This is a genomic window from Mesorhizobium sp. P2_F7, assembly GCF_056403695.1.
Genome location: NZ_JBFUFA010000001.1, coordinates 884,418 through 897,454, shown reverse-complemented (window position 1 = coordinate 897,454; position 13,037 = coordinate 884,418). Strand labels below are relative to the sequence as shown.

Genomic DNA, 13,037 nt, shown 5'->3' with positions numbered 1-13,037 from the left:
TCCGGCCGACGCGGCAGTAATTTCAGGAAAATATGAAAACGCTTTTCCCGGGAAAAGCGCACGGCGCTTTCCCCAGGAAATTGCGTAAAACCAAGAGGCAGGCCTCGTGAAACGATAAACCGCCTTGGCCTCACGGCCGATGAGACAGTCTCAGCGCCGCGCCAAAAGCAGGCAGAGCTGCTTCAGGTCGCGATCGTAGGTGCCCTGGCCGCTGAGCACGCTGGCGCAGCGCTTCTTCATCTTGGCGAGCTGGCCAGCCGACATGGCGTTGATGGCCGTCACCGCCGGTCGCGTCGGGATTGCCGGCGTGTAGGGATCGCGCGGGCTGGTGGGGCCCCCGCCAATGCCGATGCCGACCCCGGCCGTCACCCCATTGCCCACGCCGACCCCGGCGCCGACCCCGACACCGCTGCCAACCGATGCGCCGACGCCGGCCGCAACACCGCTGGTGCCGCCGACCGTCGCGCCGACACCGGCGGAGACGCCGCTTGTGCCGCCGACCGCTGCGCCGGCATTGACGCCCTTGCTGCCGCCGACAGAGGCGCCGACGCCAAGCCCGCCGCCACTGCCGCCGACCGAGACGCCCACCCCGCCGACGCCCACATTGAGCCCGCCCGCGCTAGCCGGAAAGCACAAAGCAACGGCAACAGCGCCGCCCGCCAAGATTTTGGTAAAGCTTTTCAAGAAACCCATAACGACGCTCCCCGCGTTGGTTGCCTGGATGCAGGTTGAGCAGCATCCGTTACCAATATGATTACGCGAGCGTAGCGTTTTTAGTTTCTGCAAGAATAGGCAGTACTGGAAATCGTTGTTATGGTTGCTTGGAAAGTTTGGAATAGATATTTGGGGATTGGTGGAAAGAATCGAGGATTCTCGAGCTTGGAATGTCCCCCGGTCGTGAGGAAACAGGAGGGGTAACTGCGTGAGGGTGGTTATTGGATAGAGACGGGGCGCGTATCTCTGGCCAGCCGTCGAAGCCCGCTTCGTTCAGCTGCTGTAGCGGCTGGAATGGACTGTTGATTTGGCGCGCCCCACAGGATGAAACTGAGAACCGGTATGTCCTTGTTTACGCTATATAAATTTTTTCACTTCCCTTTGACAACGACGCGGCCCAGCGCAGACAATCGGCTGACCAGATCCTCCTGCGTAAGCGGTCGCGGTTCGCGTTGACGTTGCTCCGACTGCAAGCTTGGGGCTAGCCCCGGCTTAGACGGAGGGTCCTTGGCGGCTTTCCGAGAGGTAGGCTCGGTAAAGATCAGTCCCAGCAGAAAAAACGAAAGGCGCGGTGTCCAGCGCGCCCCGGCGGCCGTCCTGTATCCTTCGCCGTTCAACCTGACGGCCACATCGCTCGGCTTTCTTGTTCCTGATCGTGCATAGGATTTCACGATCGGCCCGAACTTGTCGCACATGTCCGCAATGTTGAACGTCTTGGAATGGAAATGCACTACCTCGGCCTGTTTCATGTCGTAATGGCTAGCCGGCCTTTTCACAGGAGGACTTGCGGGCTTAGGCTTGGAGGATATGAGCCGCCGCGTAACAGGCTGCCTCGGCGCAGCCCGGCTTTTGACCTCAATGGGATTGGAGGGCGTAGCCTCGATGACAGCGCCATCCTTTGTCGTGACAGCGGTCAGTGTGGCGCGATTCAGAAAGGAGAAGGCATCCCCTTTCTTGCTGGCGAAATCGCCCGCTTCTAGGAGGGATGCTGGCGAAAGATACCTGAACTTGATTAGCTCACTCGCGCCATCAAGGAATTCTGCGGTCACGACATTCATGTCGCCGCTGCGTTCGGCGGACAGGACCACGAGCAAGCGCCAGCCTCTCGCATCGGCGGTGGGTGTGAACATTCCGGCGGTCTGCGCCGCGGCGACTAGCTCATTCGCAAGGCCGCGCGGTCTTCTGATCGGCCGGCTTTCTGTGACCGCTTCAAAGGCGAACTTGCGTCTGGGATTGTCAGTGCATGGGTGCTTGGGCCATGGATGCCCGAGGTCATCAAAATAGACCCTGCTGCCAAACGCATTCGCGTAGAAGAACACCGACGCCCCGCAAACCGGGCATCGCGCATTCGGATTAGTGTAGCAGCCGCTGATGGTGCGGGCCGAGTTCCTGCTTAATAGCGAAACCGCGTCTTGACGGCGCATGTCAGCAAGAGCCTGCCCACGATCGAACCCCGTCCGGCGGTTGTTGACGCACCAGCCGCACGTGCAGTTCGAATAGTGATTGTGACCTGTCAATGCAGGTTCCCCCCGAGGCGCCTTTATGTTTTCGCGGACTATCGAACTGGCTCAACGACGGAGACCGTTGCCGCCTTGCAGTATTCCTACCCGGCTGCTCGTACGAGCGAGGCAGTCTTCGGGTCATATGAGTAGCCGGTAATCGTACCGTCCCTGATCTTCTCGATGGCTTCATCGACCACGAAAAGCGGAACTAGGAACCATTCTCGTGGAATGATCGGCTGGCCGAAACGGTCGTTGATTTTGATGTCGAGACGAGCCGCGCCGAAGATGCGGTGGATCAGGTTTTCAAGCCGGGTGCGATTGATGTTGTACAGTTCATAGGTGGCGACGACCTCGACATCGGCCATTAGAAAAGTCGGATCGAGCTTCGCATTGGCGATACGACGCACAACATCGCCGCCGGTCACACCGATCTTGTGCAGCACGTCTCGATGGGCCGCAACGGCCGGATTATCGGATTTGCTGCGCAGCACATAGACGATGCCGCTGGCCTCGTCCCCTTCCTCGTTCTGATCGGCAAACAACGGCCCTGCGGTTGGCTCGGTTATTCGCCTGCCGGCCTCGTCCTTGTAAAGGGCGCGTTGAAGTGAGCGTAAAAGTAAATCGCTTTCTGTTCCGTTCGAATAGACGACTCTCAATCGCGCGTCGCTCTCTCCGTTCGGGGCCTTAAATGCTTCACCCACCTCTGCAACGTAGGCAGTTTGTCCGCCGAGGATGAAAAACTGTCCCGCCTTGATTTCTGCTTTCAGGAAACCCGCGTCCTTAACAAACCGTCTTGTTGTGCGCAGACCGTTTCGGAGGTCGCTCTGCACCTGGTCGAACAGCGGCTTGAAGCGGTCGAAGTCTTCGCACTTCGTACGGTTGGCAATTTCCTCGGCCGCGCGCTTCTCGGCGCTGGTCCGGACGTGCCGAAGCTCGGTTATCTCAGCCGCGCCAGCCGCGCCGGCCAGTTCTGCAAGCAACTCGTCGTCATTGGCCGGTTCCGCGAAGCCGCCTGCGACGCTGCTTGCCGATTGAAGAAGGCCCTGGTGGTCCATAGGCAATAGCAGCGATCTGCATTCTTCGAGCGCTGAAAGCCGGTCCAGTCGCACTGCGTAGAGCCGCTCGAAAATATCTCTGTCTTCGCCATGGAGTGGTGGATGGCCATGCTGTTCGACGAACCGTTGGATCTCTTCGAAGCCGGCGATGATGCGTTCCTCGCGCGCGGAGCGGCCACCCTTCTTCTCCGGTTGGGCGAAGTCGTCGAGTTCGGAGCGCAGCTCATCAAGGTCTAGGTCACTCATAGCGACCCTCATCCTTGAAGCGCACAAAGGCGGCAGCGCCTTCGGCCATGCGCTTTTCCCAGGCATCCGTCGAGCTGACCGAGGGAAGTCGCCCGCGCTCCTTCTTGAATTTCACCGCCCGAACCGCGAGTTCCTTCGCTTCCTCCGGTGTCAGATTTGTACGCTTGGCGGCAATCGCTGCCGCCACCTGTTTCAGACTGTCCTCGCTCATGGCCTTGGCGAGGATGGCGTAAGCCTCGCCAAACGGATTGATCCGGTCGATGAGGTCGATATCCAGTTCGCGGACATCCATCGCAAACCTGCGCACACCATCGATCAGCGCGGTATTGGTGCTCGGTTCGCCGCCGGCGCTTCCGCCACCCAGCGCAATCTGCTTCGCCTGCTGCGTCAGATTAAGAAGCAGTTATGGCGTGCTGGCGCACTGCCTCCTGATCTCCTTCGTCCAATTCGGGATACTTGTCCTTGATGATCTTGCCCATACGGATCTGCGTGAGTTCCTCAGGCACCAATTCCTCGTCGAACAGGCCACGCTCGATCGCTGCCTTGTCCTGAACGAAGGCCGCGATCACTTCATTCAGATCCTCCTGGCAGATGCGTGCCGCTTCCTTGCTCCTGGGTTCGGCAAGCCCGTTGATCTCTATCTGGAATTGGCCTGTTTGCTCGTTGAAGCCGACATTTGTCTTGTTCGGGTCGTAGCCGCCCTCGCCATAGTCGAAGCCCTCGACCGGCCCGCTGTTCGGGTTCTTGGGCGTAAAGTTGAAACGCGGCGCAAGAACCTGCTCCATCAACAAACTGGCGGCGATAGCTTTGAGCGTGTCGTTGACGGCTTCGGCGACGGCGTCCTCGGAAGCGTCCGGCTCAGCGATCAGGTTGGTGAAGCGTGCCCGAGCCTTGCCCGGCGCGTCGCGGGTCGCGCGGCCGATGATCTGCACGATCTCGGTAAGGCTGGACCGATAGCCGACCGTCAATGCGTGTTCGCACCAAATCCAGTCGAAACCTTCCTTCGCCATGCCGAGCGCGATAATGATGTCCACATGGTCGCGGTTGTATTTCTGGCCTGCGTCTTTCAGCGCCACCGAAACGCGGTCGCGTTTGTACGCATCATCATCGACCAGGTCGGCGATCCTGAGCATGCGGCCGTCTGGCGTCTTGACCAGCTGGAAGCCGGTCGCGGGGTCTATCCCCTGCCACTCGCCCAACGCCTCAATGATGTGCTCGACCTCCCTGATCTTGTCCTTCGTGCTTTCGCGCGAATTGACACTCGGGATGTGGATGATGGTTTTCTGGACCGGGTCCAGGACGTTCAGGATGTCGTCGGCATAGGAGCCGGAATAAAAGAAATAGCCGATGTCGAGTTGCTTAAGATATTCGTAGCCATTCAGCTGCTCATAGTAGGTGTAGGTCACGGTATCGAATTTGGCCTCGTCCTCCGGAACGAGCACCGGCATAGCATCGCCTCGGAAATAGGAACCGGTCATGGCGACGATATGCACTCGGCCGCGACCGATAAGCTGGCCAAGATGTTGGCCGAGCTTGCTATCTGAGTCGGCCGACACATGGTGAAATTCGTCCACTGCAATCAGCCGATCATCGAATTTCTCGATGCCGAATCTCTCCACGGCGAAGCGGAAGGTCGCATGGGTGCAGACCAGCACCTTGTCGGCGCTGTCAAGGAAAGCACCGACGGAGTTGACCTTGCCGCCGTCTTCGCCGGGGGCGTTGCAGAGATTCCATTTCGGCTGGACGATCCAGTCGGCCCAGAAGCCGTATTTGGTCAGCGGCTCGTCGTTGAAGCTCGCGCCGATGGATTTTTCCGGCACGACGATGATTGCCTGCTTCACTTCCTGATTATGGAGCTTGTCGAGCGCGACGAACATGAGCGCCCGGCTCTTGCCCGAGGCGGGCGGCGACTTGATGAGAAGATACTGCTCGCCACGCCGCTCATAGGCGCGCTCCTGCATCGGGCGCATGCCAAGGGCATTGGCTTTGGTCGAGTTGCCGTTGCTTGCGTAGGAAACCGAAACGGATGGAACGGATTTCTTTTCGTCGGTCACGCTCTTGCCCCCGCCCGTTTGTTCTTTGCTGCGGCGCCCGGTGACGCAATCATTTTCGTATACAGATCGAACAGCTTTTCCAGCCGCTCGGTGTCATTGCGGAAGCGGCGACCGATATAGATCCGCTCAAGCACCTCGTCGTTGCGCTCGTGGGCTTCACGCAAGTCGGCGGGCATCTTCTCAGAATCATAGAGATCGGCGATGGTCGCGGGGTAATGCGCCTCGCGCACCAACAGAATATCCTCGGCACAGCGGGTCAGATCGGTTTTGTTCTTTTCGGTGAGAGTGGGAACCGGGAAAGTGTTCCAACCGAGGGTATTTGAGTATGAAAAGTCGGTTCGCATTCTCACGCAGACGGTCCCAATCCAAACCCAATGCAAACGTGCGGCAATGAGGGCAATGTTCCAGAGTGGAGCGTCATACATTGCAAAGGCTTTTTCCTGCACAACGCAATTTGACTCAAGCAGCCCCACCGGAAGATATGGTCGATTTTCCGAACTCACGCGCGGCACGATGATTGTCTGCCGCTTTGACATCACCTGCTCACGGAATCGCCACGGGGTATCAGCCAACTTCTTCGCGCTGGCATCCTCTTTCTTCTTGCTGCCAGCACCACTGCCTTTGCTTCTTGCGCTTGCCTCCCCATTTCCCGCGGCCACGCGAGATGCTTTTACAATTGCAACTCGCTCAGCGATGGGCTTCAGTCTCATCGCTTCAGTGGCATCCTCATCGGAAATCCAAAGGCAAGCACGTGGGGCGCGGTCAATGAACTCAGTGGAGCCATAAAAAGGCCGAATAAAACGTGCTGCATCTGGCGCTTGCTGGACGACTTGACGAGCCTCGTCATTCGAGAAAATCAACGCAGCGCCATAGTACGGGTGGTTTCCGAACTGCATCGGCACCATGCCTTGGATTGGATTTGCTACTTGCTCAACTTCAACATTCGGTGCCGGTACAAGGTATGCGTTGATGTTGGCTGATTCTTTTCGCTCAACGGTTTGTGCTGCAGCGTCAAGGAGAGAATAGAGCCATTTCTTGAGACCGATCGTGTTAGAAATACCAACAATCACGACTGTCACGCCGGCATTGTAGCTGGCAAGGTTCGCCCATTTAAAGGATGTATGCGCGAAGACGATTCTACTGCCAGTGTTGAAGATTTCGGGCCATAGGATCGGTACATGCTGCCCTTGGCAAATTGAGTTGGTTGCCACAAAAGCAGCGGTCGTTTTTGTCTTGGTTCCGTAGTCAGCGGCCTTGATGAACCATCCCGATACATAGTCCAACGATTTCCACTTCCTGATACGTCTATCAAAAAGAGCGCCAAGGTCACTTTTTTGGTCGTCAGTTTGCTTCTTGCTGCCGAGATACGGCGGATTCCCGCAGATATTTCCCCGCCCTCGTTCTCGAAGTCGATTTGCGCTTGGTCGAGCGGGGTGTGAAACAAGTCCTCAGCGTGATGCCTTACGCCCGTCCCCGTCGGCGGGCAGATACTGAGCCAGTCGAGCCTTAGCGCGTTCCCGCAGGTGATCCAGTTCTGCGCGTCGAGCGGCAGAAACTCCGCCAGCGCCTCCTTCTGTCCGCGATACAGCACGTCGCATTGAAACTCTGCGATGATCAGCGCAAGGCGCGCGACCTCAGCCGGGAAGTCGCGCAACTCGATACCACGGAAATTCGTCAGTGGGATCTCGCTGCGTTGGTCCGCCTCGCCGCGCCGCTTGTTGATTTCGGCCTCGATGGCCCGCATTTCTTTGTAGGCGATGACGAGGAAGTTGCCCGATCCACAGGCCGGGTCGAACACTCTGATCTTCGCCATGCGCTTCCGCAGGTTAAGCAGCGACCGGGGATTGTCGCCCGCTTCCTCAAGCTGCGTCCCTAGGTCGTTGAGGAATAACGGATTGAGCACTTTGAGGATGTTCGGCACGGACGTGTAGTGCATGCCGAGCGCACCGCGCTCCTCATCGTCAGCAACGGCCTGAATCATCGATCCGAAGATGTCGGGGTTGATCCTTGTCCAGTCGAGATTGCCGATATGAATGAGGTAGGAACGGGCGATCTTGCTGAATCGTGGCACCTCAATGCTGCCGGAGAAAAGCTCGCCGTTCACATAGGGGAAAGCGTCTGACCATCGCGGCAGATTGGCCGCCTTCCGCTCGGCGATCTTCGTATTCATCGCCCGAAACAACGTACTGATGACCTCGTGCGTATTGGATGAATCTCGCGCGCTCATCTGCTCGATGGTGTCAGTGAAAAGGCCTGTGCCGTTAAAGATGTCGGTGTCCTCGGCAAAGAAGCAGAAGATCAGCCGCGCCATGAAATGATTTATTTCTGGGCGGCGTTCGGCGGCATCCCAATCGGGGTTTTCTTCCAGCAGCGTTCGATACAGGCGGTTCAGGCGTCCCGTGGCCCGGATGTCGAAGGAGCTTTCGCGGACTTGCTTGACGGTCGTGATGCCGGCAAGCTGGAGAAAGAAGCCGAAATGGTTTGGGAAGTCGGCATAAGCGCAGGCAACGGTTTCACCGTTCGTCAAATCCTCAGCTTCTAAAGCGTCTCCATCTGTGGCCAGCACGAATTTCGCCTTGGCCCTGGCCGTCGCCGGGCTGGCTTTCAGCGCGGCGAGGGTTGCCGTGACTTTGCCCGGAGCGGCAACGGCGATATGGATGTTGCTGGTCTGAAGCACGCCGCCGAGATCGGATTTGTTCGATGCGCCCGCCCGCAGCTTTCTGATCGTCGTTTCCTTGTTCCCGAACGCCTGCAGGAAGGCGAATGGGAACTCGCCACCGTCGAACGGGTGGTCGGCAAGCGCCGATATGGCTTCTTCAATTTCGACGGCGTTCATGAGCCATCACTCGCTGGAAACAATTTTACTAAAGATCAAGATCGATTTCCACGTCGTTGGCCGTGTCAGGGGATAACCATATTTGCCGCGCTGTTTCAAAAAGGGCGGTTCCTCGGGCTGCCACTGTTGTCTCGTCCCAGTGCTGGTAACCGTTCAGTTCACGGTTTAAAGCCAAGCTAGCATGAGCGCGGATCAACGGCAGCTTCACGGCAAATTCTGCGTTCGAATTTTTAGAATTCAGCGGACTTGTGAGTAGCGTTAGGTTCCCGAGTTTGTTCACGCAGTGCTCGCGATCCAATTCTCGGATCGTTTTGTCCAAGTCGCCTTCTCCAACGGACATGTGATCGAAACCTGGCACCGGCCAATGGTCGCGCCACTTTTGAGGCAAAATGTGCTCAATGCTCAGGGGCGAGCGAATTTCTATCTCTTCGGAAAGAACCGTTCGTTTGCGCTTTTCAAGGGCCTCGAAAATGTAGCGAAGACGCGGTTGCCTGTTGCTTTTGTATTGGTCTCTACCCAGCCACCCCGTCCGCCACTCTTGATCCCTGGGCCATCGAAAAGTGTCAACCGCGGCCGCCGACAGCTGCTGCCGAAGCTCACTTATGGTGTCGGTCTCAGAGGCACGAAGCCGATCGATCGTAGAAACGAACAGTCGATTGTAACCAGCTGTGGGAAGCCCGCAGATGTCCCGACGTAGAATGAGAGATTCAAGCATTCCTAACGCTTCGGATAGCCCGCTGTCGTCGAGCTTCGCTTCAGTGGCTAAATAGAGGACCAGCGGCATTGTTGTTGAAACGTCGAACGCTCGAGAGAACATTCCGAACCGGCCGAGCACGTTGTCCGAGTGCCCGTCTGTAATTTGTCGATGAATTGAAGCGCTGCTCGCGATAGATTGAAGCTCAGCGTTGACGCTTTCGAATGGCTCATCGTTGAGGATCCATCTCCGGTAGCTTTCAAACAGATTTTCGACGGATACCAAATCCGCTCTTTTCATCGACAGATGGTCCACAAGAAGCCAGTCCAATCTTTCCCTGGACTGCCTCCCGCGAGTTTCACCCTCGCGCCAGAACCAGTGATCAAGAGGAAGCCAATACCGGCTGTACAGATCGTCGATGGTAAGGGAGCCGTCCTTCTGGCCCATCCCCTTTGCACGTTGGAATATGAAGTTCCTCATGAGGTCACCTGCGGACAGGTCAACCCCGCGGCTATTCAGCGTCTCAAAAATGGTCTGGGGGTCATCACCCCCTTCGAGTTCGATCGAGACGGTCGCTAATCCGTTCTTCAGTGCTTCAAAAAGCTTTTCGAGGCGGAACTCGTCGAAGGCATCGCCAGTTCCAACGTGTTGTTCAATCCGGCTTCGAAACCATGAGTGCGCACCCACGGCCAAGCGGACCACACCATCTTCATCCGTTGCTACTACGCCGATTTTCGTCAGGTCCGCTTTCGGGTCTATCAAAGCTACGTACGCACGACGATCCGTCAGAGTGGGCCATAGTTTGTATCGCTCGACCTGAGGAGTCTCCATGACGCCATCATTCAAAAGGTACTTGCTCACCTCGCTTGCATAGTTCGACTTGTTCGCCAGCGCCACGTCACGAAGTGCTGCTAGCAACAATTGAAAAGTGGTGAGGCGCTGCTGTCCGTCGATCACCTCGTATGCGCGGACCTGCTTGTCGAACGTTTTTATTTCCGCAATGACGATGGCGCCCATGAAGTGGGGAGCAATCGACGTTCTGCCGGATGCGAGTTTCTCAACAGCTCGCTCTATGTCCTCCCACAGCAGTTCGAGCTGAGGACTGACTTTCCACGCGTATTGCCGTTGGTAAAGCGGGACAAGGTACCGCTTTTTGCCGTCAAAAAGATCTATGATCGACTTCGAATATGGCCGCATTTTACCCCCCCATGTTGAAACAGCTGCCCGAACAGACGCCCCATTTCGCGATTGAAATGTTGGAGTATGTCGCGCTTCTAGAGATTTTAGCAGGGAACTATTTCCGCTTGCGATCCGCCCTGCCGGTTATTTTCACACTTCCGAACTGGGTGCCAATCTCTGATCGGAAGTAACCGATTAGTCTTATCTGGGTCCGTAGGAAAAAAAAGGTATGCGGCCAGTCTCTCACTCCCTTTTTTATTCTTTAGCTGAGTAGGCTATGGCTGCTAATATGATCGATCCGCCATCCGTTCTGGAAAAGTGCTGAAAACTGAGATGGCGTGGTTGTACTCTTAGGCAGCCATTGTCTGCGGGCAAAAACCCAGCCTAGAACGGGCTTGTTGGCGCACCCGACAGGATTCGAACCTGTGACCTCTGCCTTCGGAGGGCAGCGCTCTATCCAGCTGAGCTACGGGTGCCTTCAGGGAGTCCTGAAAACGAACCAGCCGATAGGCCGGCCAGCAACGGCTTCTTAGCGGAAGCCGGCGCGGGCATCAACGGGCAATTGAGATGGCGCCCTCAGGCAAAGCTCGCAGGTTCGAATCCTTCAGGATCCAACCGATGGATAGCCAGGCCCGCAAGGCGGAAAACGAAAAACCCGCCTCGGCGGCGGGTCGCTGGCGCAAATCAGCACCATGTCCTAAATAATAGCACAATTGCCCTCACCGAACAACTGATCGTGAGCTCGCCCGCCCGCCCTTCGCAGGCTCCCTGTCCGAAGGCGGACCGGCGCTTCACCGCTCGTCGCTCGAAAAGCCAGGCAATTGGCTCTTCGTCCGCTGCGCGGGCCTCACCCCGCCGCATCCACCTTCGCCACCCGCCTGCGCACCCTGCGCGTGGTGCGCTTCGCCTTCTTCGCGCCCGTCAGCTCGTGCATCGCATCCAGCTGCATCTGTTGCATTTCGGCCAGCCGCGTCCATTGGCGCGAGATCAGGTAGTCGAGCTTTTCGTGCAGGTGGCGCACTTCCAGCTCGGCTTTCAGGTTCACCCGGTAGTCGTTGAAGGAGCGCAGGCGGTCCTTGGCCTCCGTCCGTCTCTGGCTCATCATGATGATCGGCGCCTGGATGGCGGCGATGCAGGAGAGCAAAAGGTTGAGCAGGATGAAGGGGTAGGGGTCGAAGGCGCTGCTCATGCCCGCGATCAAATTGATGCCAATCCACACCGCAAGCACGCTGCCGAACGAGATCAGGAACCACCAGCTGCCGCCGAAGGCCGCCATATTGTCGGAGACGCGGTCGGCGAACGACCGGTGCTCCTCGAACTCCTCTTCCGAGTTTTCCGAAATCGTGTCCTGCCTGGCGATCGATTCGACCACCTGGCGGTCGAGCTCGGAGAATTCGCCATGCTCCTGCTGCAGCAGCTCCTCCATATAGCGCATGCGGTAGCGGCCGAGCTCCTCGCGGCTGATGCGGGCGCCACGCGGCAGGTCGGGATGGTCGGAGCGGATACGGTCGGCGAGGCTCGGCCTGAGGTCGTCGATGCGCACCAGGTCGCGCTTGCGGAATTTGCGGCCTGATATCGCCGACGGCTTTCGCTTCGGCTTCAGGCGGCCATGACCAGCGGGTTCGGAGTCCGGCACGTCGGGCGCTTCCAGCGCCTCGTCGGCAACCAGCTCGGCTTCGTGAGCGGGCGGTGCCTCGAAATACTCGCCGCCGCTGTCGTTTTCGCCGTCGGCCTGCTCGGAAGGTTTCGGGGCTGTGCTCATGATGCCGGCTCCTGCTGTCGCACCCACGATACGCCAAGCCGGCGCGGCATAGCCACTGTTGCGGTGAGATTTGCGGGCCTGTGCAAGCGCTTGTGATGAGTGGCGCGTCCGGCAAGTCTGCCTGCAATCGCGTAGGGCAGCACAGCCCCCGCTCCGTCTCGGCTTCGCCGAGCCACCTCTCCCCCATTTCATGGGGGCGAGGAAACGCCAATCGCCGGAGTCGCCGCCTCGGAAAACTTGGGTTCCTCGCCCCCGCAGAGCGGGGGGTCCGAAGGACGGGCGAGACCCGTGGCTCGCCCCGGCAAGGTGGATCGGCGAAGCCGAGACGGAGAGGGGGAACGCCATCTGCGAGTACGCGCCCCATCCAGGAGAGATCGAGTACACGGACACTGGCGCCATGGTCGCTGCCTGCTGGCCTCATCCTCACCCTGTGGCCAAACTGGCGGGGCGCTTATATCCATGGGAGAGCTGCGCCAAGAAGCGCCTCGCCAAGCCACCAGGGGCAAGGTCCGCTCCGCAACAGGGGTCGTCGCCATGTACAAACATATTCTGATCGCCACCGACGGTTCGGAACTCGCCGGCAAGGGCGTCGCCCACGGCCTCGAACTGGCCAAGGGCCTCGGCGCCGCCGTCACCTTCGTCAACGTCTCCGAGCCGTTCCCGGCACTGGCCTGGGGTGGGGCCATGGCCGGCTATATCGCCGGCGAAGAGCTGGTCAATTACGAGGAAAACGCACGCAAATATGGCCGTCAGGTGCTGGACAAGTGCAAGGCTGAGGCCGACGCGCTCGGCGTGCGGGCAAAGACCCTGTACGTCGAGAACAGGACGCCGGCAGAGGCCATCCTTGACGTCTCCCGCTCCGAGGCCTGCGACCTCATCGTCATGGCCTCGCATGGCCGCCGGGGGCTGGGCAGGCTGGTGCTGGGCAGCCAGACCGCGGAAGTCGTGTCGCTGACGGAAATCCCGGTGCTGGTGGTGCGGTAGGGCCGATCGGC

Annotated in this window: 6 protein-coding genes, 1 tRNA gene and 2 pseudogenes; 1 reads left to right on the top strand and 8 read right to left on the bottom strand. The window is 58.5% G+C overall.

Translation table 11 applies throughout. The features are described from left to right. Positions 1-150: 150 nt before the first annotated feature. From AC1DZ8_RS04090 to AC1DZ8_RS04055, 8 genes and pseudogenes are all read right to left on the bottom strand, one after another. Positions 151-693, bottom strand: coding sequence for a hypothetical protein (locus AC1DZ8_RS04090; protein WP_477400328.1), 543 nt, complete (start codon positions 691-693; stop codon positions 151-153). Positions 694-1,085: 392 nt separating this feature from the next. Then, a complete protein-coding gene (locus tag AC1DZ8_RS04085) occupies positions 1,086-2,231 on the bottom strand; it encodes a hypothetical protein (protein ID WP_477306132.1) in 1,146 nt (381 codons plus the stop codon). Positions 2,232-2,317: 86 nt separating this feature from the next. Continuing rightward, positions 2,318-3,517: a GIY-YIG nuclease family protein gene (locus AC1DZ8_RS04080; protein ID WP_477306130.1), complete on the bottom strand. Its 1,200-nt coding sequence runs from the start codon at positions 3,515-3,517 to the stop codon at positions 2,318-2,320. Next, a pseudogene (locus AC1DZ8_RS04075) lies at positions 3,510-5,571 on the bottom strand (DEAD/DEAH box helicase). The gene AC1DZ8_RS04080 and the pseudogene AC1DZ8_RS04075 overlap by 8 nt, the downstream one beginning before the upstream one ends. Then, a pseudogene (locus tag AC1DZ8_RS04070) lies at positions 5,568-8,407 on the bottom strand (class I SAM-dependent DNA methyltransferase). Before AC1DZ8_RS04070 ends, AC1DZ8_RS04075 begins: the two co-directional pseudogenes overlap by 4 nt. Before the next feature lie 28 nt (positions 8,408-8,435). Then, the gene (locus tag AC1DZ8_RS04065; RefSeq protein WP_477306128.1) at positions 8,436-10,298 is read right to left on the bottom strand and encodes a DUF262 domain-containing protein; all 1,863 of its coding nucleotides are present in this window, start codon (positions 10,296-10,298) and stop codon (positions 8,436-8,438) included. A 381-nt stretch (positions 10,299-10,679) separates the two neighbouring features. Continuing rightward, positions 10,680-10,756: transfer RNA gene (locus AC1DZ8_RS04060), tRNA-Arg, on the bottom strand. Between the two features lie 371 nt (positions 10,757-11,127). After that, positions 11,128-12,042: a DUF1003 domain-containing protein gene (locus tag AC1DZ8_RS04055; protein WP_477306126.1), complete on the bottom strand. Its 915-nt coding sequence runs from the start codon at positions 12,040-12,042 to the stop codon at positions 11,128-11,130. Between the two features lie 534 nt (positions 12,043-12,576). Between AC1DZ8_RS04055 and AC1DZ8_RS04050 the strand changes: the two genes are divergently transcribed. After that, the gene (locus tag AC1DZ8_RS04050) at positions 12,577-13,026 is read left to right on the top strand and encodes a universal stress protein (RefSeq protein WP_477306124.1); all 450 of its coding nucleotides are present in this window, start codon (positions 12,577-12,579) and stop codon (positions 13,024-13,026) included. The last annotated feature ends 11 nt before the right edge of the window (positions 13,027-13,037 follow it).